At 58.5% G+C, this 21,331-nt stretch carries 21 protein-coding genes; 17 read left to right on the plus strand and 4 right to left on the minus strand.

From position 1 onward, the window contains the following. The first annotated feature begins 6 nt into the window (after nt 1–6). The 10 genes from JJQ76_RS00205 (at nt 7) to JJQ76_RS00250 (ending at nt 12,447) form a co-directional block, all read left to right on the plus strand. On the plus strand, nt 7–216 hold the full coding sequence (locus JJQ76_RS00205) for a twin-arginine translocation signal domain-containing protein (protein WP_210394573.1): 210 nt from the start codon (nt 7–9) through the stop codon (nt 214–216). Nucleotides 217–258: 42 nt separating this feature from the next. Next, a complete protein-coding gene (locus JJQ76_RS00210) occupies nt 259–3,144 on the plus strand; it encodes a formate dehydrogenase subunit alpha (protein WP_210394574.1) in 2,886 nt (961 codons plus the stop codon). A gap of 13 nt (nt 3,145–3,157) precedes the next feature. Beyond that, on the plus strand, nt 3,158–3,760 hold the full coding sequence (gene fdh3B / locus JJQ76_RS00215) for a formate dehydrogenase FDH3 subunit beta (RefSeq protein ID WP_210394575.1): 603 nt from the start codon (nt 3,158–3,160) through the stop codon (nt 3,758–3,760). Nucleotides 3,761–3,847: 87 nt separating this feature from the next. Further along, complete coding sequence (locus tag JJQ76_RS00220) at nt 3,848–4,846, plus strand: formate dehydrogenase subunit gamma (RefSeq protein ID WP_210394576.1); 999 nt, start codon at nt 3,848–3,850, stop codon at nt 4,844–4,846. 315 nt (nt 4,847–5,161) lie between these two features. Further along, a complete protein-coding gene (locus JJQ76_RS00225) occupies nt 5,162–6,043 on the plus strand; it encodes a PhnD/SsuA/transferrin family substrate-binding protein (RefSeq protein ID WP_210394577.1) in 882 nt (293 codons plus the stop codon). Between the two features lie 8 nt (nt 6,044–6,051). Further along, nucleotides 6,052–8,115, plus strand: a complete 2,064-nt coding sequence (locus JJQ76_RS00230) for a putative bifunctional diguanylate cyclase/phosphodiesterase (RefSeq protein ID WP_210395467.1) — start codon at nt 6,052–6,054, stop codon at nt 8,113–8,115. Continuing rightward, a complete protein-coding gene (locus JJQ76_RS00235; protein ID WP_210394578.1) occupies nt 8,112–8,663 on the plus strand; it encodes a hypothetical protein in 552 nt (183 codons plus the stop codon). Before JJQ76_RS00230 ends, JJQ76_RS00235 begins: the two co-directional genes overlap by 4 nt. Next, on the plus strand, nt 8,663–9,742 hold the full coding sequence (locus JJQ76_RS00240) for a c-type cytochrome (protein WP_210394579.1): 1,080 nt from the start codon (nt 8,663–8,665) through the stop codon (nt 9,740–9,742). Before JJQ76_RS00235 ends, JJQ76_RS00240 begins: the two co-directional genes overlap by 1 nt. Before the next feature lie 2 nt (nt 9,743–9,744). Beyond that, entirely contained in the window at nt 9,745–11,307 is a 1,563-nt protein-coding gene (locus JJQ76_RS00245) for a SulP family inorganic anion transporter (RefSeq protein WP_246479994.1), read from the plus strand. A gap of 471 nt (nt 11,308–11,778) precedes the next feature. Next, nucleotides 11,779–12,447, plus strand: a complete 669-nt coding sequence (locus JJQ76_RS00250; RefSeq protein ID WP_210394580.1) for a hypothetical protein — start codon at nt 11,779–11,781, stop codon at nt 12,445–12,447. On the opposite strand, the gene JJQ76_RS00255 is transcribed toward JJQ76_RS00250, so the two are convergent. Then, a complete protein-coding gene (locus tag JJQ76_RS00255) occupies nt 12,441–12,656 on the minus strand; it encodes a YgaP family membrane protein (protein ID WP_210394581.1) in 216 nt (71 codons plus the stop codon). The two genes, JJQ76_RS00250 and JJQ76_RS00255, sit on opposite strands and share 7 nt — an antisense overlap. A 134-nt stretch (nt 12,657–12,790) precedes the next feature. Between JJQ76_RS00255 and nudC the strand changes: the two genes are divergently transcribed. Continuing rightward, entirely contained in the window at nt 12,791–13,549 is a 759-nt protein-coding gene (gene nudC, locus JJQ76_RS00260) for an NAD(+) diphosphatase (protein ID WP_210394582.1), read from the plus strand. Here nudC and JJQ76_RS00265 read toward each other — a convergent pair. Next, nucleotides 13,546–13,860, minus strand: coding sequence for an SCP2 sterol-binding domain-containing protein (locus JJQ76_RS00265; RefSeq protein WP_210394583.1), 315 nt, complete (start codon nt 13,858–13,860; stop codon nt 13,546–13,548). The two genes, nudC and JJQ76_RS00265, sit on opposite strands and share 4 nt — an antisense overlap. Before the next feature lie 184 nt (nt 13,861–14,044). Here JJQ76_RS00265 and sohB point away from each other — a divergent pair, with 184 nt between their 5' ends. From sohB to JJQ76_RS00295, 6 genes are all read left to right on the plus strand, one after another. After that, on the plus strand, nt 14,045–15,106 hold the full coding sequence (sohB, locus tag JJQ76_RS00270; RefSeq protein WP_210394584.1) for a protease SohB: 1,062 nt from the start codon (nt 14,045–14,047) through the stop codon (nt 15,104–15,106). Nucleotides 15,107–15,115: 9 nt separating this feature from the next. Then, entirely contained in the window at nt 15,116–15,775 is a 660-nt protein-coding gene (locus tag JJQ76_RS00275) for a TetR/AcrR family transcriptional regulator (RefSeq protein ID WP_210394585.1), read from the plus strand. Beyond that, nucleotides 15,772–16,257: a L,D-transpeptidase family protein gene (locus JJQ76_RS00280; protein WP_425515215.1), complete on the plus strand. Its 486-nt coding sequence runs from the start codon at nt 15,772–15,774 to the stop codon at nt 16,255–16,257. The genes JJQ76_RS00275 and JJQ76_RS00280 overlap by 4 nt, the downstream gene beginning before the upstream one ends. A 4-nt stretch (nt 16,258–16,261) precedes the next feature. Next, complete coding sequence (gene nagZ / locus JJQ76_RS00285) at nt 16,262–17,290, plus strand: beta-N-acetylhexosaminidase (protein ID WP_246479996.1); 1,029 nt, start codon at nt 16,262–16,264, stop codon at nt 17,288–17,290. A gap of 11 nt (nt 17,291–17,301) precedes the next feature. Next, on the plus strand, nt 17,302–18,414 hold the full coding sequence (locus JJQ76_RS00290; RefSeq protein ID WP_210394586.1) for a mechanosensitive ion channel family protein: 1,113 nt from the start codon (nt 17,302–17,304) through the stop codon (nt 18,412–18,414). A 268-nt stretch (nt 18,415–18,682) separates the two neighbouring features. After that, entirely contained in the window at nt 18,683–20,323 is a 1,641-nt protein-coding gene (locus JJQ76_RS00295) for a methyl-accepting chemotaxis protein (RefSeq protein WP_210394587.1), read from the plus strand. 72 nt (nt 20,324–20,395) lie between these two features. Here the strand turns inward: JJQ76_RS00295 and JJQ76_RS00300 are convergent, their stop codons facing one another. Next, nucleotides 20,396–21,049: a glutathione S-transferase family protein gene (locus JJQ76_RS00300; protein ID WP_210394588.1), complete on the minus strand. Its 654-nt coding sequence runs from the start codon at nt 21,047–21,049 to the stop codon at nt 20,396–20,398. Between the two features lie 9 nt (nt 21,050–21,058). After that, complete coding sequence (locus JJQ76_RS00305) at nt 21,059–21,325, minus strand: DUF5062 family protein (RefSeq protein WP_210394589.1); 267 nt, start codon at nt 21,323–21,325, stop codon at nt 21,059–21,061. Nucleotides 21,326–21,331: the final 6 nt, after the last annotated feature.

The following is a 21,331-nucleotide window of genomic DNA, read 5'->3' on the forward strand; positions in this document are numbered from 1 at the left end:
TTGGGGATGAGTGACGACAGCCAGACTAAGGCCGACAACGGCCGGCGGGATTTTCTCAAGACGCTTGGTGTTGCTGGAGGCGCTGTGGCGGTGGCCGGTGTAGCGGGTCAGACATCGGCGCAGACCGAACTGCGGGAGCCGGAAGGGCCGTTGAAGACCCGTGGCTATAAGAAGTCCGAGCATGTTCGGGCCTACTACGACTCGTGCCGTAACTGAGCGGTAACCGTTGGACCAAATACGAGCAGGTGAGGAACAACCATGAAACTAACGCCTAAAAAGCAGGATTCCGCGACGGTCGGCGAGGGTGCCGGCGGCTTTCTGAAAACCGGCCTGAGCCGTCGTAGCTTCCTGAGCACCAGCGGTATCGCAGCAGGCGGCGTCGCGGCCACTACGCTGCTGTCGCCGTCGATGATGAAGAAGGCTGATGCCGCAACGATGACAACTGGCGGTGACACAGAAACCAAACGTACCATCTGTACCCACTGTTCGGTGGGCTGTGGTATTTACGCCGAAGTTTCCAATGGCGTCTGGACCGGGCAAGAGCCGGCCTTTGATCACCCCTTTAACCGCGGCGCGCACTGTGCCAAGGGCGCCTCGGTGCGAGAGCATGGCCATGGCGAGCGTCGTCTCAAGTATCCAATGAAGCTGGTTGGCGGTAAGTGGCAAAAGATCAGTTGGGATCAGGCGATCAATGAAGTCGGCGACAAGATGATGGAGATCCGCAAGGAATCCGGTCCCGATTCCGTCTATTGGCTGGGTTCGGCCAAGTACAACAACGAACAGTCTTACCTGTTCCGTAAGTTTGCCGCCTTCTGGGGTACCAATAACGTCGATCACCAGGCGCGTATCTGTCACTCCACTACGGTAGCCGGTGTAGCCAACACCTGGGGCTACGGGGCGATGACCAACTCGTTTAACGATATCCACAATACCAAGTGCGCGATCCTGATCGGGTCCAACCCTACTGAAGCGCACCCGGTATCAATGCTCCATATTCTGCATGCCAAGGAACGCAACAAGGCCAAGCTGATCGTTGCTGATCCGCGGTTTACCCGCACTGCGGCCAAGGCCGACCAGCACTTGCCTCTGCGCCCCGGTAGTGACGTGGCGCTGATCTGGGGCCTGTTGTGGCATGTGTTCGAAAACGGCTGGGAAGATAAAGCCTATATCCAGCAGCGGGTCTACGGTCTCGACGAGATTCGCGAAGAGGTCAAAAAGTGGACGCCGGCAGAAGTCGAGCGGGTCACCGGTTTATCAGAGGAGCAGGTGTATACCGCGGCGCGTACGCTGGCCACCAATAAGCCGGGTACTGTGATCTGGTGCATGGGCGGGACTCAGCACACCACCGGTAATAACAACACCCGTGCCTACTGCGTACTGATGCTGGCGCTGGGTAACATCGGCAAGAACGGCGGTGGCGCCAATATCTTCCGTGGTCACGATAATGTCCAGGGGGCGACTGACTTCGGTGTCCTGTCGCACACGCTGCCCGGCTACTACGGTCTTTCCGGCGGCGCCTGGAAACACTGGAGCAAAGTGTGGAATGTGGATCATGACTGGCTCGCCGGTCAGTTTGACCAGGACAGCTATGAAGAAAGCAAAGGCAAGCCGCTGAAGCCGATGAATACCGCCGGTATTCCGGTGTCACGCTGGGTCGATGGCGTGCTGGAGGACAAGGGCAATATCGCGCAGAAAGACAATATCCGCGCGATGGTGTTCTGGGGCCATGCGCCGAACTCCCAGACCCGCGGTGCCGATCAGAAAAAAGCGATGGAAAAGCTGGATATGCTGGTCGTGATCGACCCGTATCCTACTGCAACCGCAGTCGTTCATGATCGTACCGATGGCGTTTACCTGTTGCCGGCCACCACCCAGTTCGAGACCTACGGTTCGGTAACAGCGTCCAACCGTTCGCTGCAGTGGCGTGACAAAGTGATCGAACCGCTGTTCGAATCCAAGCCTGACCACACCATCATGAACCTGTTTGCGCAGAAGTTCGGTTTTGCCGACAAACTGTTTGCCAATATCAAGGTTAATGGTGAAGAGCCGCTGATCGAAGATATCACTCGTGAATATAACCGTGGCATGTGGACTATCGGCTATACCGGCCAGAGCCCGGAGCGCCTGAAAGCGCACCAGCAGAACTGGCATACCTTTAACTTCACCAGCCTCAAGGCCGAAGGCGGTCCGGCTAACGGTGACACCTACGGTTTGCCCTGGCCCTGCTGGGGAACGCCGGAGATGGGCCACCCCGGCACCCATGTGCTCTATAACACCAGTCTGCCGGTGGCTGAAGGGGGGCTGAACTTCCGCGCCCGCTTCGGGGTGGAGCATGAGGGTAACAACATCCTCGCTGAAGCATCTTACCCCAAGGGCAACGAGCTCAAGGATGGTCACCCGGAGTTTACCGACAAGCTGCTGAAAAAGCTGGGCTGGTGGGACGATCTGACCGCCGAAGAGAAGAAAGCGGCTGAAGGCAAAAACTGGAAGACCGACCTTTCCGGCGGGATTCAGCGGGTGGCGATCAAGCACGGTTGTGCGCCCTTTGGTAACGCCAAGGCACGGGCGATCGTGTGGACCTTCCCGGACCGCGTGCCGATTCACCGCGAACCGCTGTACACCACGCGGCGGGATCTGGTAGCGGATTACCCGACCTACGACGACCGTAAGAGTCATTACCGCTTGCCCACCATGTACAAGTCGATCCAGGAGAAGGACTACTCGCAGGAGTACCCGATTATCCTCACCAGTGGACGCTTGGTGGAATACGAAGGCGGCGGCGACGAAACCCGTTCCAACCCCTGGCTGGCCGAACTGCAGCAGGAGATGTTCGTGGAGCTGAATCCTGTTGATGCCAATAATAATGGCGTTCGCGATGGGTCCATGGTCTGGGTAGCAACACCGGAGGGCAGTCGCATCAAGGTCAAGGCGATGGTTACGCGCCGGGTTGAACCGGGGGTGGCGTTCATTCCGTTCCACTTTGCGGGCGTATTCCAGGGCAAGGATCTGCGTAGCAAGTACCCTGAGGGTTCCGACCCGTTCGTGCTGGGTGAGTCCGCCAATACCGTCATGACCTATGGCTATGACTCGGTCACTCAAATGCAGGAATCCAAAGTATCCGTATGCCGGATCAGCGTAGCCTAGGAGGAACTGACAGATGGCACGAATGAAATTTCTCTGTGACGCGGAGCGCTGCATCGAATGTAACGGCTGCGTGACGGCGTGTAAGAACGCCAATGAGGTGCCTTGGGGCGTGAATCGCCGCCGGGTGGTGACTATCAACGACGGTGAGCCCAACGAGATTTCACTCTCGGTGGCCTGTATGCACTGTACCGATGCGCCCTGTATGGCGGTGTGCCCGGTGGATTGCTTTTATCAGACCGAAGACGGCATCGTTCTGCACAACAAGGATACCTGCATCGGCTGCGGTTACTGCTTGTATGCCTGTCCGTTTGGAGCGCCGCAATTCCCTCAGGATGGCGCTTTTGGCCAGCGGGGCAAAATGGACAAGTGCACCTTCTGTGCGGGCGGCCCTGAAGAGGACCACTCCGAGGCGGAGCGCGCCAAGTACGGCGCCAACCGTATCGCTGAAGGCAAGTTGCCGCTATGTGCGGAGATGTGCTCCACCAAGGCGCTGCTGGCCGGTGATGCTGACGATGTCTCTGATATCTATCGCGAGCGGGTCATCTATCGGGGCTCCAATAGTGGCGCATGGGGCCAGAATCTGGCCTACAACCCGGCGGGGCGCAAGAGTAACTAGCGCGCCGCCAGAGCGCACGGGTCGCGCTGCGGCCCGTGCGAGAAGTTGTCTGGCGCGCCTGCGCGCCATCAGATGATGGGTTGAACCATGGTTTATTTACTTAAAAGAGCCTGGAGCGAGTCGCCGCTGAATGCCGTTCTGGTACCGATGCTGTTGTTGGTGCTGTTGGTGACGCTGGCACCACTGGTGCAAGCCGCCGACCCGGTAGCTGATCCTGCGGTCAAGGGCAACGGCTATCAGGGGGCGGAGTACTGGCGTGACGTCACCCGGGGGGTGGCCGGCTACAGTGCGACACCCGGTAACGAAGCAGGGGTGCTGATCAATCGCAGTGGCGATGAGTGGCGCCTGGTTCGTAACCAGCAGGTGAAGCCTTACGGGGCTTGGCTGCTGGGAGGGACGCTGCTGGTGCTGGTGCTGGTGTTTATGCTGCTTGGGCGCAATAAAATCAAGGAGGGACGCTCCGGGCGCACGCTAAAACGCTGGGACCTGGTAGACCGGGTCTTGCACTGGTCGGTAGCTGGTTTGTTCGTGTTGCTGGCGTTAACCGGGCTTAGCATTCTGTACGGGCGTCACTTTCTGTTGGATGCGCTGGGCGGAGGCTTTGGCGGCTTCATGCAGTTTTCCAAGCTGGTACACAACTATCTGGGACCGCTCTTTGTTATCTGTCTGGCACTGATGCTGCTGAAGTGGCTCGGGCGCAATATTTTCAATGCCGTTGATCTGCGCTGGTTCGCCAGGCTGGGAGGGCTGTTTGGAGGCCACCCCAGTGCCGGCTATATGAACGGTGGCGAGAAGATGTGGTACTGGGTGCTGTTCTTTGGCGGGGTAGCGATCTGTGCTACCGGGCTGGTCATGGATTTCCCGAACTTCGGCCAGCTACGCGATACCATGCAGGATGCCAATCTGATCCATGCCGGTGTTTCGCTGGTATTGATCTGCGGCGCACTGGCCCATGCCTACATGGGTAGTCTTGGTACCGAAGGGGTGTTTGAGGGTATGGTGAGTGGTGAAGTTGATGAGAACTGGGCCAAGCAGCATCACAATCTCTGGTACGACGAGGCGAAAGGCCATAAGCCGCCTCAGTAACGCCAACAGGGCAGAGGTATAAAAACGGGCGCCGGACGGGCGCCCGTTTTTTTTTGCCGGCGGTCAGTTGTATTAGCTGGTAGTTATTTGTTTGTTAACGGCGGTTGGGTTAGTTTTGCCTCTGTTTGTGTGTACGTGTTCGATAAAACAAACGTTTCATAATTGTCCAATAAGTTTCATAAAGTGATGATAGTCTTGGTTAAATCATATCATTCGTTCGTTTGTTTAATGTCTTGGTGTACATCCGGTTAGCCGAGCGGGTGGCTGCATGCCTCGGCGCCAGGGAGGACCCGATTAAGACTGTACGGGAGCTCTATGCATAACAATAATAAATCAGTGAATACCGTCCGGCTGGCGTGGGGAATGCTGGCTGTCATGGTTCTGGCTCTGGTGGTGAGTCCGGCACTCAAGGCGGCAGAGAATCCTCTGGTTGTCGGTATTTTTCCGCGGCGTAACGCCACCCAGACCATGCGTCTGTTCCAACCGTTGGTCGCTCATCTGGAAGCCCAACTGCAGCGTCAAGTGCGACTGGTAACGGCAAAAGACTTTCCTTCTTTCTGGCAAGGGGTCGAAAACGGTAGTTTCGACCTGGTTCATTACAACCAGTACCACTACATCAAATCGTCTGCTGAGTATCAGGTGATCGCTCACAATAAGGAGTTCGGGCGCAGCACCGTGGCAGGTGCGCTCTATGTGCGCAAGGACAGCGGCATTACCGCGATCGAGCAACTACGTGGTCATCAGGTGGTGTTTGGCGGCGGCGAAGACGCCATGATGAGCTATATCCTCCCTCGTTATCTGTTACAGCAAGCCGGGCTGGGGCCGGATGATTATCGTTGGCGCTTTGCCAGCAATCCGCCCAACGTGTTACTGGCGCTCTATTACCAGCAGACCGATGCCAGTGGTGGGGGCGATATCCTTAAGGATATTCCGTTGGTCAAACAGCAAATCGATACCGAACAGCTGGTTCATCTGGCCACAACGGAGCAGTTGCTGCACCTGCCTTGGGCAGTAAAGCGCAGTATGCCGGAGTCGCTCAAACAGCTTATTCAGCAACAACTGGTGTCGCTGGAGCAGAGTGAAGCCGGGCGTGACATTTTGCGCCAGGCAAAAATGAGTGGCATTGGTGCGGCGGTCGATCAGGATTATGCACGTCATCGGGAGATTATCGCCGCGGTGCAGGCTGGACGGGAGTAGTGCAGCTGATGCTGAAGTGGCGGTTGGGCTTCAAATTTATCTTGATCGTGGTGCTGATCCTGTCAGTGACGCTGGGGTTGAATATGTCGCTGATGCTGCGCAATCAGCAACAGTTACTGGAGGATGAGTTAATCGAACGCGGGCGGGTGCTGGGGCACTTTATCTCCTTGATCAGCCCGGAAGCGATACTCAGTTTTGACTTTCTTCGTCTTAACGAATATGCGCGTGAAGTCACCCAGCAGCGCGACGTTGTGTACGGCATTCTAGTGGACCCCCAGGGGCGGGCGATGACCTCGTACGTGAACCTCGAAGACGCCCTGATTCGCCCCCTTGTGCCTGCCGAAGAGCAACATCCCAATCTGGGCGTGTTACTGCGCCAGTTGGACAGTCGTCCGGAGCTGATCACCATGAGCTTTCCGGTGGTGCACGATGGTCAGCCGCTGGCTCATCTGATGGTGGGTTTGAGTCGCTCGGCGTTGACCGCGCAATCGAGGCAGCAGTTACTGTATCAGTCACTGATCTACGCCACGGTTATTCTGGTTCTCAGTACCGGTATTTATCTGGTTTTTCGCTGGAATGTTCTGTTCCCGGTTCGTCGCCTGATGAACGCATCCCAGGAAGTGAGTCGCGGTGATTTCGTGCAACTGGATGTGCGCACCAAAGATGAGCTGGGCGCGCTCACGGAGACCTTCAATGCAATGGTGCGTGATATTCGGGAGGAGCGCGCCAAGCTGCATCATCAGGCCAACTACGACGTGCTGACCGACCTGCCTAACCGGATGATGGCGACCGAGCGACTGAGTTACAAAATCAGTCGTGCCCGTCGGGACGGGGAGCAACTGGCGGTACTGTTCATTGACCTTGATGATTTCAAGGTCGTCAATGACACCATGGGCCACGCCGTGGGTGACGAACTGCTGATAGCGCTGGGCGAACGCTTCAAGTCGAGGTTGCGGGAGGTCGACACCATCGCCCGGCTGGGTGGGGATGAGTTTCTGGTGCTGTTGCCAGAGCCCGGTACTGAAGAAGAGGTCAAACAAGTGGCTACACGGCTGACGGAAACCGTCGCTGAGCCGGTGCGGCTGTTGGGGCGCGATGTATCGGTGCAGTGCAGTGTCGGCATTGCCATTTTTCCCGACGACGGCGATAACGCAGAGACGCTGATGGCGAACGCTGACAATGCCATGTATCAGGCCAAAGCGTTGCCGCGCAGTTCTGTGTGTTTCTACACCCCGGAGATGAATCGACGGGTTCAGGAGCGCTTGCAGATGGAGCAGGATCTCAACCAGGCGCTGGAGCGAGGGCAGTTTCATCTTAATTTTCAGCCGCTGGTTGAAGCCCGTGGTGGTGCCCATTTGGGTGCCGAAGTATTGCTGCGCTGGAAGCACCCGGAAAAAGGCTTTATCAGTCCGGCAGACTTTATCCCCGTGGCTGAAACCACAGGGCAGATTATCGCCATCGGAGATTGGGTGTTGGAGCGGGCGGCGGCGTTCTGGAGTGAACTGCAGCGCAGCGGCATAGAGCCCGGGTTTCTGGCAGTCAACGTGTCCCGGGTGCAATTTGGCAACGCTATCTCCAAGCGGGTTGCGGAGGTGGTGGCGGACTATCGATTGCCGCCGGGCTCGTTGGAGCTTGAACTGACGGAAAGTGTGTTGCTGGATGACGTCGAGTTGGTTAAAAGCGAACTGCGGCAGTTGCGAATGATGGGAGTTAAGCTGGCGCTGGACGACTTCGGTACCGGGTATTCATCCTTGAGTTACCTGAAGCGATTCCGTTTCGATCAGCTCAAGATCGATCGCAGCTTTGTTTCCGGACTGCCCCACGATGCCGACAGCGCCTCACTGGTTAATGCCATTGTGGCGATGGCCCATGGTCTTGACCTGCAGGTGGTGGCCGAGGGTGTTGAAACGGTCGGGCAGCTCGAACAGATCGGGCGGTTGGGGTGCGACCTGGCCCAGGGGTTTCTGATCGCGCGGCCCATGGACGGCGCCAGCTATCGCAGCTATCTGCGCCAGCGGGATCAGCGCGCGGCTTTCTCGCCCCGTGAACAGGATGGAAATCGGCGGTCGTGAACCTGTATCGGCCCCCCTCACTAACCACACGCTGTCGCGACTGGATGGGACAGCAGTGGGCGGTGATTGGCGGTGTGCTGGTAGTGGTGGCGATCATTGTGGTGGCACACCGTTCCGCGGAGGTGTTTCGTGTCACTACCATTGAAGAGCCGGGTTGGGAAGCGTTCAGCCGTGCGCATGCGGTGGCGGAGTTTGGCGATGATGGCTACTTCGTGCGTGCGGTCCAGCATGGCTATAACCTGTTTTTTTATACCGAAAAATACGCCTGGCGCTTTACCCGTAAACGCGCCGGCGACGGCCATAATAGCTGCGCCAGCTGTCACACCGTGGAGCAGCTGGCCTACGCCTTTGTGAACAGTGATCGGGAGGATCCGGCGCTACAGCGGCGGGTTTCGTTTGAAGAGCGTGTGATGCGTTGTTACGCCGGTCAGATGGACGGTTTTGTACCGACCCGTTACGACCCGGCGGTACGGGATCTGCGGATTCTGGCAAGGATGGTGGCGCGTCACCTCAACCTAGGCGAAGGAGCGCTGCGGGATGAAACTTGATGTTGTCGAACCTGTTTCGTATCAAGTGGGTGCGCATCAGCACCATTATCACGTTGCTTGCCGGCTTCTATTTTGCGGCGGTGGTCGCGCATCAGCAGCGGGCCGCTCAACGTGAACAACCGGTTCTGCTGACGGATAACTGCCGTGCAAAACTGAGTCGTTACGGTCTAGAAGGCGGCGAGTATTATCGTTCGCCGTACCGCCGTGATCCCGGGACCATGGTTCCTGTACGGCGGGGCTACAGTGTGGCCGATATCCGGGCGATCGAGCGAGGATGCGTGATCATCGACGACCTTCAGGGGGAGCAGGCGCAGGCCTCGATCGAACGTTGGAATGCGACCCGGTTTGTCCGCGGGCAGCAGACCAGCTGTGATCATTGTCACCAAGGCGTAGGGGATAAGCAGGGCGCGGATGGACGCCCCCAGATTGGCTCCCTCAGTCTGGGGGCGTCATGGGTGATGGCGGATATGTACGACCGCTTTACCGGTTTGCTGCTGCCGTTCGAGCTTCGGCAGATGCAATGCTTTATCAATTCGTCCAACGGTTTTAAGCCCAATATCGCCGACGATCTGATCCGCGATGTGACCGCCTACTCGCGCTTCCTGTCCGCCGCATTGGATCTGCGTATCGGTCAGCGCTATCCGGAACAGGGGATCGATGAGGTCACCGTCAGTCAGACCCTCAAGCGCGGTGATGACTACGTTCGCGGCGAAGCCCTGTACCGGCAGAAATGTGCGCGCTGTCACGGTGCCCAGGGACAGGGACTGCGGCAGGACGGGCGCACTCTGGTGCCCGCAGTTGCCGGCCCCGATGCGTTCAACCTGCAGTCGCGTAATAACTTTTCTTTTGTTTCTACCATATTGCCAGGGTTTATCTGTCGCAACATGCCGCTTGGCGAGGAGGGCTCGCTGGAGCCGCAGCAGTGCCGCGACATCGCTTTCTTTGTCAGCAACCTGCCACGCCCGGCGGGGGATAAGCAGGGGCCTCTTCGCGCGGCCTGGCAGCAGCTGATGATGCACGGGATGCCTCCCTTGGTAGGCCTGATGTCCGAGCTCACGCACGGGACGGGAGCACCGTAACGATGAATATGGCGATTAATCCTGATAGCCTCCGGCCGGTCGCCGCGGACCTCAAGCGGGATCTGCTGGTGGGGCTTACCCTGGCTGTACTGGTGATTCCGCAGGCGATCGCGTTTTCCACCGCATTGGCCGGTTTGCCGCCGTACTTCGGTATCTACGCAGCGATCTGGGGAACCCTGTTTACCGCATTACTCAACCGCTCGCCGGTGTTTCATGGAGGTCCCAACAGCGCCATGTCCGCGGTGATAGGGGTCACTCTGTTGCCGGTGGCGCCGCAGTTCGGAGCTGATTATATCGGCTACGCGCTGACGTTGATCATGATTGCCGGCTTGATCCAGTTGCTGTTCTTTCTGATTCGACCGCTGGGGCGTCTGCTGGACTTTCTCAGTGAGCCGGTGGTCAACGGTATGATCTGTGGCATCGGGTTGTTTCTGATCTTCAAGTCGATGACCGGTTTTGCCGGATTGCCGGTCAACACCGAGGTGGAGTGGCCGTTGTGGATCGCATGGCAAACCTTCATGGCGGTGCTGGAGATAGGCAATCTGTATGCCATTCAGATAGGGTTGGTGACGCTGGGTACCATTCTGTGCGCCCGCCAATTTAGTCGCTTGCGTAACGTCTCAATACTGGTGGGGATCGTGGTGGGAACGCTCTATTCCGAGTGGCTCAATCATCGCTACGGGCTGGAGAACACGCTGGTGGAACAGACCGCTGACTTCTCCTCTCTGGGGCTGGTGTACCCCTCATTGCCACTGTTTAGTCAGGAGGCGATACCAGACATCATTGCTATCTTGCCCGGCGCGGTTACCCTGGCACTGTTAGGGCTTTTTCAGACCGTGGCCGCGATGCGGCGGATCAACCGTCAACGCGGTACCTTCATCGACAGCCGCAACGGCATATTTGCCGACGGGGTCAGCAATGCCCTGTTACCGCTGCTGTCCTCGCTCCCTACCTGTGCCTCCTTCAACCGAATGTCGGTGATGCAGAACATGGGCGCGACCAGCCGCCTGGCCGCGATCTCTTCAGCTCTTTTCCTGTTGTTGATGATGCTGTTTGTCGCCGACTGGATCGCCATTATTCCGATTCCCGCGATGGCCGCAACGATCATGGTAGTGGGCGCCAATATGATCAAATGGGACGAGATTCGCTACCATTTCAACAACAGGCCGGAGGCGGTCGTGTTTGTGGCGTCATTTGTTTCCGTGCATCTGTTTGGTCTGTTTGGCGCGGTTGTGACCGGAGCACTGTTGGCGCTGGCCTACGCCAAATGGGAGAAAGCTCATCCCAGAATACAGCTGCAGAACAATGTACTGAGAATCAAGGGCAATATTTACTACGGCTCGTTGCCGGTGATCGAAGGCACGTTCCATCAGGCGGCGCGGCGTTATAGTGAGTTGGTCCTGGATTTCTCTCAGGTCCATCATATCGACCCCGAGGGGATCCGGTGGCTGGTGTCAGTCAAGGATTTGCCTGAGGTTACCTTGATCGACCGCCGTTCCGGAGGTGAGCGTCGCCAGGGAGGGCGTTCGCGCCGTTCGGACCGTCGCCGTGAGGTCTGTCTGTAACCCATTAAGGCAGGTTGAGTGGGGCGGTTGTTGAAGGCTGATCAGGTACCCATATAGTCTGTTGTGCGGTGCGGTAGGGTTGCTCACAGAGAGCGAGGCTGTGCCACGGGACCACGAATGTTAAGGGTTTGCGACAGGTACCCACAATGCCTGTGGATAAACCTGTGCATTCATTCTTTGTAAGCGCTCTCAGGCCCCGCTATTACGTTCTTGGTTACAGATTGGTTAAAAAACGATCAGTTCTTTTAGTTGCAATAAAAACAATAGCTTGTGTCCTATTGTAGGGATATGTCAATCGCTCTTAGTTGTGATTTTGCTGATATGCCAAGCCCTGGTTGGATGCACCTAGTTTGTGCATAAATTTCATTGTCAAGACTTGACCTGAGGCCCGTTATCCTTTCGCCGCACAGACAGCGACTCACCCTTTGGGTAGCATCTGCTCAGCCGTTTTTATCCCGATTGAGTTAAGGAATGACTGCCCGACCCGACCCCTTCCCCGTGTGTGCGCTTTGCAGGAAGCCAAGCGTCACCCAGCCAGCTGCGGCTTCGTCGCCACTGCCGGTGGCGGACCTCGATACCCGTGGCTCGCCACGATTCTCTCAATACCGGCTGTCCTATTGCGATAGTTGTGGTTACTGTGCCTACCGGTTGGATCGCGGTGGCCGATTAGAGAGCCAGTGGGTGGCCAGCAAACCCTATCGCGGGCAGTTGCATGACCCCAGCTTTCCGGGACTGGCCAATCGTTATCTTTGTATGGATATGATCGCCCAGGCGCAGCAGCAGTGGTCCAGTTCGTTCTGGTCCTGTGTCCAGGCGGCGTGGGTCTGTGATGATCAGGGTGAGGCAGTACGTGCCCGTGATTGCCGCTTATGGGCGCTCAACCGGATGGGCCAGGCGCAGGCGGCCGGAGAGGCGATTACATCGCAACCCGGCTCCGATGTGCTGCTACGCCTTGACCTGCTGCGACGTTCGCAACGCTTCTCTCAGGCGATCCGACTGCTGGAGCGCTATGGACACACCGTGTCCGAGCCCATGCTGGAGCGGATTCTGGCTTACCAATCGCAGTTGATCCGCCAGCGCAATGATCGCCGCCACAATCTGGCCGACATGGAGCGTTGGGAGCGAGCTGTTGCTCAGTGACCGCGCAGCGCGCACTCGCGCTCCGAGGGGATCCCCAGCTTCTTGAATATCCACGTCGCCGGGCAGAAGCCGGTAAAGCTGTTCTGGATCAGATTGGCACCGATAAACAGGGTAAACCAGTAAAAGTTCGGGTGGACCCACTGGGTTAGGGCCACAGATACCAGCACCATGATGCCGGCAAAAAGATAAAGGGCGCGTTCTCTGGTCATTGCTGTGCTCCTGTAGCGCAATTATCGATCAATTGTAAATTAGATATATCTAAATTAAAAGTGCCGGTGTAGGTCTAGAGGAGCAGCGGGCTGTCTGTTATCGTGCCCGTGAATTGAATAGGCGGAGACTATGGATGACCAGCGAGCGCTACCTTTGGTTTGTCGGAGACCGGCTCGTCGTGGATGCCGAAGGCAACTACCTGCATGACCAGCCCGCCGAGCAGGCACGCTTTACGTTGCCGGTCAGCCGTGCCGGCGATGATCCCGCCCTGTGGCTTTGCTCGCTCGACTCCGACGGCCCTGTGACGCCCTCCTGCCGGAGCGAATCCTTGCGTGCGCTGCTTGGCAACGCCGACGAGGGCGAGTTTGCCCGTCTGTCGCGCGCCGCTCAGCTGAATACCTGGCACCGTCATCACCGTTTTTGTAGTCGCTGTGGTGCACCCACCCGGCTGCACAATGATGATCTGGCGGCCCACTGCGATCAGTGCAACTACGCCCAGTATCCGCGTATATCTCCCTGCATCATCGTATTGATCCGCGACGGAGAACGCTGCCTGCTGGCCCATGCCGCTCATTACGGTCCGGGTCGATACAGCACGCTGGCCGGTTTTATCGAAGCCGGTGAAACCGCCGAAGAGGCGGTGCGTCGAGAGGTGAAAGAAGAGGTTGGGGTTGACGTTGACAATGTTCGCTATGCGTTCAGCCAATCCTGGCCGTTCCCGCATGCGCTGATGCTGGGCTTTTACGCCGACTACGCGGGTGGCGAGATCACCCCGGACGGGGTTGAAATCCTCGATGCGCAGTGGTTTGGCAAGCAGCCGCTGCCGGACCTGCCACCGCCGTTTACCATTTCACGACGGCTGATTGATGGTTTTCTTGCCAGTCTGGATTAACGCTTAAACAAGCTGCCGAGGCGGGTGGCCAACATCACATTGCCTTCGGCCCGCAACCGGCCGCTGAAGAAAGCACTGGTGCCGCCAAGCTCGCCGTCGATGATATCGACGAAAGTGTCGCCATCCATGATCAGCGTGACATCCGGGTCATCATGCTCGCCGGCGATGACCTCGCAGCAGCCATCGGCAATGCAGATGACCCAGGGTGTACCATCCTCGATGTCGATCTGAAAGTTTGCGTGCAGGTCGCCCGCCTGGTCAGGTTGGAATTTGGTTGCCAGTTTGTGCATTACTTCGGTGACACGGCTCATGAACGCGGTTCCTGCCAGCTGCAATTGAAACGAAGGAGCATGATAACAGCCTGTCGCGGAGACTGGCATCCTGGTGCGGTACTGTCTGATTTGGAAGCAAAATGAACCCCCTGCGCCTGGCACTGTCCATCTGCTACAATCCGGCGGATGTATTCCCCCATGAGCCCTTAACACCGGAGGCTGTGTGCTCGAATTTTTGTACGAATACGGTTTGTTTGTCGCCAAGGCGGCCACGCTGGTGGCTGCGATTCTTCTGGTGATCGGGGCCAGCGCTCAATTGGCCCAGCGCCGGCGCGACGACGGAGGTCACATCGAGGTGACCAAGCTCAACGAACAGCTGGAGGAGAACAGTCTGACCTTGCGCGAATCGGTCCTGGAGCCGGCTGTTCTCAAACAGCAGCAAAAGGCGGAGCGCAAGCGTGAAAAGGCCGAAGCGAAAGCGCTGGCCAAGCGAATCAAGAAGGGCGAAAACGTCGAGGAAGAGCACAAGAAGCGAGTATTTGTTCTCGACTTCGACGGCGACATCAAGGCCAGCGAGGTCGAGGCCTTGCGTGAAGAGATCACCACCGTGCTGGATGTAGCCAGCGACAAGGATGAAGTGCTGGTGCGCCTGGAAAGCGGTGGCGGTATGGTTCACAGTTATGGACTGGCCGCGAGCCAGCTGCAACGGATCCGTGATCAGGGCGTACCGCTGGTGGTCTGTGTTGATCGGGTGGCTGCCAGCGGTGGTTACATGATGGCCTGTATCGCCGATCGACTGTTGGCGGCGCCTTTTGCGGTGCTGGGCTCTATCGGCGTGGTCGCTCAGATGCCCAACTTTCACCGGTTGCTCAAGAAGAACGACATCGATTTTGAACTGTTGACCGCCGGCGAATACAAGCGCACCCTGACAATGTTCGGCGAGAATACTGATAAAGGCCGACAAAAATTTATCGAAGATCTGGAAGATATTCACGAGCTGTTTAAAAGCTTTGTGGGAGAGCATCGTCCGCAGCTTGATCTGGCGACCGTCGCAAACGGCGACGTCTGGTTCGGGCGGCGGGCGCTTGAACATGCGTTGATCGACGAGATCAGCACAAGTGATGAGTATCTGGTTAAGGCCTGCCGGGACGCAGAGGTTTACCAGGTGCGCTATGTTGAGAAGAAGTCGTTGCCGGAACGGTTTGGTATTTCCGTATCGTCCGTTCTTGATCGGCTGTTGCTTACCTGGTGGGATCGGGCGCAAAAGTCGCGCTTCTTCTCATAGGAGATTACTGTGACCCAAACCACGGTCCATAAGATTTTGGATGCCGCGGTTGCGCTCTTTGCTGAGAAGGGATTCGAAGAGGCGTCCGTGAGGGATATTACTCGCCGTGCCGGCGTTAACCTGGCGGCGATCAACTACCACTTCGGCTCCCGCGACGCACTGGTGCAAGCCGTGGCGGAGCGCTATTTCACGCCGTTATGTCGTGAACTGGAGCGGCGTTTTGACGAACTGGCGGCAGAGCGCCGGGGGCCGGAAGCCGAAGAGCTGGTTGAGGCGGTGATCCTCTCCATGCTCAAGGCGGTTGCCCGTGATCCCCAGGGGATTAGCTTGTTTCTGGCCCTGATCAACTACGCCTACCAAGGCGGGCAGGATGATCTGCGCCAGTTCCTGCTGCGGCGATACGCGTCGGCGTTCAAGCGTTTCCTGTTCCATCTGCGCAAAGCGATGCCGCGTCTCAGTGACGACGAGTTTATCTGGCGTTGTCATTTCCTGCTGGGCACTCTGGTGCTGCCCTTGAGCTGCCATGAGGTAGTCGGGCAGATTGAGGAGTCCTTCAGTCAGAGTCGTAGCAACCTGTCGCTGACGCTGCACCGTCTGGTACCCGTTCTGGCGGCCGGTTTGCGTGCTGAAGCGGATATGGTCAACCGGCGTGGTGAGGAGCTCTGGTGAGCGCCACGCGCGTCGAAGTCTCCCTTTCCGAGCAAACCCTGACTCTCTGGCGATCACAGCAGCCGCTACGGCGGTTTGCCGTCTCAACGGCGGCTAATGGCGCCGATGAACGAGAGGGCAGCGGCGGCACCCCCCGCGGCCAGCACCGGATCCGGGCGGCGATTGGCTCCGGGCTTCCGGCCGGTACGGTGTTTGTCGGCCGTCGTGCTACCGGGGAGTGTTACAGCCCTGAACTGGCAGCCGCCTATCCCCGGCGAGACTGGATTCTGACCCGTATTCTCTGGCTCTGCGGTTGTGAGCCCGGGCGCAATCGCCTGGGATCGGTTGATACCCAGCGGCGTTATATCTACATCCACGGTACTCCCGATAGCGAACCGATGGGGGTGCCGCGTTCCCATGGCTGCATTCGGATGCGCAATGACGATATTATCTGGCTTTTCGAGCAGGTGGCCTGCGGCACACCCGTACTGATCAAGGAGTAACACCATGAGCGTAGCTGGTCCGCTGATGCTGGATCTGCAAGGGCAGGTATTGACCGAGCAGGAACGCAGCCTGCTGCTGCAACCTGCGGTGGGCGGCGTCATCTTGTTCAGTCGCAACTACCAGGATCCGATACAGCTGCGGCAACTGACGGCGGCTATCCGGGCGCTGCGGCCGGAACTGCTGATCGCCGTGGATCACGAAGGTGGCCGGGTGCAGCGTTTTCGGTCAGGTTTTACCCGGATTCCCGCGATGGCGGCGCTGGGGCGTCTGTGTGCCGAGGACAGCGGCGCGGCGCTGGCGCTTGCCCGTGATTGTGGCTGGTTGCTGGCGGCGGAGCTGATCGCCAGCGGCGTCGATTTCAGCTTCGCCCCGGTGCTGGACCTGGATCATGGCATCAGTGCGGTGATTGGCGACCGCGCCTTCGGTGCGCAGCCCGAGCAGGTGATTGCGCTGGCCGGCGAACTGATGGCCGGCATGCATGAGGCGGGGATGGCGACCACCGGCAAGCACTTTCCTGGCCATGGCGGCGTTGAGGCCGACTCCCATGTGGCGATTCCGGTCGACAACCGTGATTACGCCACCATCGAGCGCCAGGACCTGCGCCCCTTTGCCCGCTTTGCCAGGCAAGGGATGGACGCGGTGATGCCGGCACATGTGATCTATGCCGAGTGCGATTCGCAGCCCGCTGGCTTTTCGTCGTTCTGGCTGCAGCAGGTGCTGCGCCAACGCCTGGGATTCGATGGAGTGATCTTCAGCGATGACCTCAGTATGGAAGGTGCGGTGGTGGCCGGCTCTTACCCCGAGCGTGCGTGGGCGGCGCTGGATGCCGGCTGCGATATGGTGCTGGTGTGCAACCAGCCGCAAGCCGCTCGCGAGGTGCTGGACTGGCTGCAGCAGCAGGACGTAAGGCCCTCCTCGCGGCTGACGCGGATGAAGGCGCGGCCGGCGGAGTCCTTTGCCAACCTCGCACAACACCCCCGTTGGCAACGCTGCGTAGCGCAACTGCAGCAGCTGGACGCAGAGACCGTTTAAGGAGAGAACAGATGGCGTGGCGGCAGTGGTTTAATGACAGCGGCTGGTTGAAGCCCGAATACCTGTGGGTATTGGAGGTTTTTGTCGCGGTTTTCCTGACCTTGCTTGCTAACCTGGTGCTGCGCGGGGTGTTCAATCGGCTGGAAACCAAGCTCAAGGCCACCCGTAACATCTGGGATGATACCCTGCTTGAAGCGGCACGCCGTCCCGCTGCCATTGGTGTCTGGGTCGTCGGTCTCGCCTGGGCGGCCAGCATCGTTGATGCCCGCACAGAGACCACGCTGCTGGCAATCATAGAGCCGGTTCGCGATGTGGGCGTTATCCTGTTGCTCAGTTGGTTTCTGATACGCCTGGTCAAGGGTATGGAGCAGGCGCTGCTGGAGCCCGAGCGCAGCGAAAAACCACTGGATGAAACCACCGCCCAGGCGATTGGCAAGCTGTTGCGGGCGTCGGTCATTATCACCTCGGTGCTGGTTATCCTGCAGTCGCTCGGTTATAGCATCTCCGGGGTGCTGGCTTTTGGTGGTATCGGCGGTATTGCGGTGGGCTTTGCCGCCAAGGACCTGCTGGCCAATTTCTTCGGCGGGTTGATGGTGTACCTGGACCGGCCCTTCGCCGTCGGGGACTGGGTGCGCTCGCCGGATCAGGAGATCGAAGGCACGGTCGAATATATCGGCTGGCGCCAGACCCGTATCCGCACCTTCGATAAACGGCCGCTGTACGTGCCCAACGCCACGTTCACCAATATCTCGGTGGAAAACCCGTCGCGTATGACCAACCGTCGCATCTACGAGACTGTCGGCGTGCGCTACGACGACGCCACGCAGCTCAAGTCGATCATCGATGCGGTGCGTGACATGCTGCGTCAGCACTCCGCCATCGACACCAGCCAGACGCTGATCGTCAATCTCAACAAGTTTGGCCCGAGCTCCCTCGATTTCTTTGTCTACTGCTTTACCAGAACCACCGACTGGGTCACCTTTCACGGCATCAAGGAGGATGTCATGCTGCGGATCATGCAGATCATTGACGACCACGGCGCCGAGATCGCTTTTCCCACGACCACCGTCCATCTGCCCGACCTCGAGAGCGGCGTTTCGGCTGAAAAAAGACAATCAGAATAAGCTAATACGGCAGCCTCTAATTGATTGGGCGCAATAAAACGGGTGTTTCGTCGAGTCGACCAATTATTTAAGACTTTTTCTTATGTGAGCAAAGTTTGAACAGCGCGAGAATGGCGCCAAACAATAACCCGTTCTCTCGCTGTTCACGGAAGTTGGTAACCTGGTTACCGCGTGATGAGTTCTATCGCTCCCCCCCTCCGTGCTCAGCGCTGACCCTTAATCGAGGTATCGAGCGCTTCCGGCCGGCCGCCGGAACAGGAGCTAAATCATGGACAGATTGTTTCAAAACCTGCGTGTGCGCACCAAGCTGATTCTGCTTGCCCTGGTGGCGGCAATCGGCATCGTAGCGCTGCAGGCCGCATCGCTGAACGAGCTTTATCACGATCTTAACCGCGCCAAACAGGTCGAGCTTAAGCATTTGACCGAGGCGGCGTACTCGCTGATCGACCGCCAGCAACGGATGATCGATGCCGGCGAGAAAAGCCGTGCTGAGGGGGTGGAAGAGGCGTTAGCCGATATCCGTGAACTGCGTTACGGCGACGGCGAGTATTTTTTCATTACCGATTCCCGGCAGCGGATGCTGATGCACCCGATCAAGCCGGCTCTGGAGGGGCGTGACCTGCGTGACCTTGAAGACGCTACCGGGGATACGTTCTTCCCGCGCCTGGTGCAGGGGGCGGTTGCCGACGGTGAGAGTTTTACCCGTTACTACTGGGCTCGTCCCGGTAGCAACGAGCCGGTTCCCAAACTGAGCTACGCCCGGTTGCACAAAGAGTGGGACTGGATCGTTGCCACCGGTGTCTACGTGGATGATATCGACACCGCGTTCTGGCAGGAGGTGCGGATCAGCGCCGCCTTTGGTGGTTTCATTCTGCTGCTTACCCTGAGCCTGGTTGGCCTGATCGCACGCTCTATCAACAACCCCCTGCGGGTATTGCGCAAGGCGATGGTCAAAGCGACCGAGGAACGTGATCTGCGGGTGCGATCCGGTCTTGAGCAGCGTGATGAGATCGGCGAGATGGGTCAGGCGTTCGATCAAATGATGACCACCTTTAACGATCTGGTACTGGAGATTAATGCCGCCACCACCCAGGTGACAGGGGCGGCCAGCGAGTTGTCGGCGACTACGGTGCAGACCAGTCAGGGGATGGAGGAGCAGCGTCACGAGACCGTGCAGGTGGCCACCGCCATGAACCAGATGAATACCACCGTGCACGATGTCGCTCATAACGTGGCGGAAGCCGCTCAGGCGTCATCGGAAGGCGCGGCGGCCGCCGGTCAGGGCCGCGCGGTGGTGGAGCAGGCGGTAGCCGCGGTAACCCAGTTATCGCAGCGTCTCAGTCAGTCGGCGGAGCTAACCCATACGCTGGAACAGGAGAGCGCTAATATCTCCTCCATTCTGGAGGTGATCAACGGTATTGCCGAGCAAACCAATCTGCTGGCGCTGAACGCGGCCATTGAAGCGGCCCGCGCCGGTGAGCAGGGGCGAGGCTTTGCCGTGGTGGCCGATGAGGTGCGCACGCTGGCGCAACGGACCAGCGACTCCACCGCAGAGATTGATGGGGTAATTCAGCGTTTGCAACAGGGGGCGGGTGCGGCAGCGCAGGCGATGACCCAAAGCAGTAATGAAGCGGCCGGTGCGGTCGAGTTGGCCGCCGAAGCGGGGCGTGCACTGGCACAGATCGCCACGGTGATCGAAAAGATCGACGCCATGAGCCTGCAGATTGCCAGCGCCTCGGAACAGCAATCCTCGGTGGCGGATGAGATCAATGCCAACATCGAGCGGATCAGCATGGTGACGCGGGAGAGCACCGAGGGCGCCGCGCAAACGGCCCGCGCCAGCGAGGAGCTGGCCCAGCTGGCCGATCATCTGCATGAGCTGGCACATCGCTTTGCGGTTACGGCCTGAGTGGCATAGACCCGCGTGATAGTAGTAACAAGGGCCTCCCGCGGGAGGCCCTTTTTTGTGCCCGTTGCCTGTCTAGGGATCCTCGCCGGCTTCGTCTTCCGCCAGCACTTCACTCTCGGCGCGGCCGGCACTGATCCACTGTTGCAGGTGCGGATCTGCCAGCACGGTCTGGCAGTAGGCGTGGGTCTCTTCGGTCAGCGTCAGCTCGTAGGCCTGGAATCGCAGCACTACCGGCGCAAAAAAGGCGTCGGCAACCGAATAGCGGTCAAACAGCCAGGGGCCTTCACTACCGTACTGCTCGCGGCACTGGCGCCAGATCGATTCGACCCGATCGATATCGGCCCGGCACTGATCGGTGATCGATATCCGGCGATTGCGTGCGCGGCAGTTCATCGGCAGTTCGTTGCGCAAGGCGTTGAAACCGGCGTGCATCTCGCTGCAGACCGCGCGGGCGATGGCGCGCGCCTGTGGCTCGTCGGGCCAGAGCTCAGGGCGCAGTTCGGCAACGTATTCGCAGATGGCTAGCGACTCCCACAGCGTCAGTCCGCCATCCTGATAGACCGGAACCTTGCCCGCTTCGGAATACTGTGTGATCTCGGCTTTGAAGGTGTCGGTAAACAGGCCGATACGTCGGGTATCGAAGGCGATACCGGCGTGCTTGAGTAGAATCCAGGGACGTAGCGACCAGGAAGAATAGTTTTGATTACCGATGATCAGGGTAGGCATGGCCGCTCCTCAGTTCTGGTTCAGCGGGTGGTCAGCGGGTAACTGGTGACTGATCCATAAGGCCAGTTTATGGCGGATATGGGGTAGATCGTTCTGATGATCCCGGGCTAGCGGCTGGATCAGTTTGTCGGTCACCAGCAGTCGGTAGAGGGCGATCATCTTGTCGTTGGCGCTGTCGGTGGGATCAAACTCGCCGGCGCCGCGTTTCTTGAAGTAGATCGCGCCGATACGCATCGCTTCCTTCAGTAACTCTTTTTCATGCTTGAGTTTTTTCATCGCAGG

The sequence above is a fragment of the Motiliproteus sediminis genome (genome assembly GCF_017912535.1).
GTDB lineage: Bacteria > Pseudomonadota > Gammaproteobacteria > Pseudomonadales > Balneatricaceae > Motiliproteus > Motiliproteus sediminis.

Excerpts from the sequence above, each read along its gene's own strand:
- JJQ76_RS00205 (WP_210394573.1), top strand. The coding sequence starts at position 7 with ATGAGTGACGACAGCCAGACTAAGGCCGACAACGGCCGGCGGGATTTT.
- JJQ76_RS00210 (WP_210394574.1), top strand. The coding sequence starts at position 259 with ATGAAACTAACGCCTAAAAAGCAGGATTCCGCGACGGTCGGCGAGGGT.
- fdh3B (WP_210394575.1), top strand. The coding sequence starts at position 3,158 with ATGGCACGAATGAAATTTCTCTGTGACGCGGAGCGCTGCATCGAATGT.
- JJQ76_RS00220 (WP_210394576.1), top strand. The coding sequence starts at position 3,848 with ATGGTTTATTTACTTAAAAGAGCCTGGAGCGAGTCGCCGCTGAATGCC.
- JJQ76_RS00225 (WP_210394577.1), top strand. The coding sequence starts at position 5,162 with ATGCATAACAATAATAAATCAGTGAATACCGTCCGGCTGGCGTGGGGA.
- JJQ76_RS00230 (WP_210395467.1), top strand. The coding sequence starts at position 6,052 with ATGCTGAAGTGGCGGTTGGGCTTCAAATTTATCTTGATCGTGGTGCTG.
- JJQ76_RS00240 (WP_210394579.1), top strand. The coding sequence starts at position 8,663 with ATGTTGTCGAACCTGTTTCGTATCAAGTGGGTGCGCATCAGCACCATT.
- JJQ76_RS00245 (WP_246479994.1), top strand. The coding sequence starts at position 9,745 with ATGAATATGGCGATTAATCCTGATAGCCTCCGGCCGGTCGCCGCGGAC.
- JJQ76_RS00250 (WP_210394580.1), top strand. The coding sequence starts at position 11,779 with ATGACTGCCCGACCCGACCCCTTCCCCGTGTGTGCGCTTTGCAGGAAG.
- JJQ76_RS00255 (WP_210394581.1), bottom strand. The coding sequence starts at position 12,656 with ATGACCAGAGAACGCGCCCTTTATCTTTTTGCCGGCATCATGGTGCTG.
- nudC (WP_210394582.1), top strand. The coding sequence starts at position 12,791 with ATGACCAGCGAGCGCTACCTTTGGTTTGTCGGAGACCGGCTCGTCGTG.
- JJQ76_RS00265 (WP_210394583.1), bottom strand. The coding sequence starts at position 13,860 with ATGAGCCGTGTCACCGAAGTAATGCACAAACTGGCAACCAAATTCCAA.
- nagZ (WP_246479996.1), top strand. The coding sequence starts at position 16,262 with ATGAGCGTAGCTGGTCCGCTGATGCTGGATCTGCAAGGGCAGGTATTG.
- JJQ76_RS00290 (WP_210394586.1), top strand. The coding sequence starts at position 17,302 with ATGGCGTGGCGGCAGTGGTTTAATGACAGCGGCTGGTTGAAGCCCGAA.
- JJQ76_RS00295 (WP_210394587.1), top strand. The coding sequence starts at position 18,683 with ATGGACAGATTGTTTCAAAACCTGCGTGTGCGCACCAAGCTGATTCTG.
- JJQ76_RS00300 (WP_210394588.1), bottom strand. The coding sequence starts at position 21,049 with ATGCCTACCCTGATCATCGGTAATCAAAACTATTCTTCCTGGTCGCTA.
- JJQ76_RS00305 (WP_210394589.1), bottom strand. The coding sequence starts at position 21,325 with ATGAAAAAACTCAAGCATGAAAAAGAGTTACTGAAGGAAGCGATGCGT.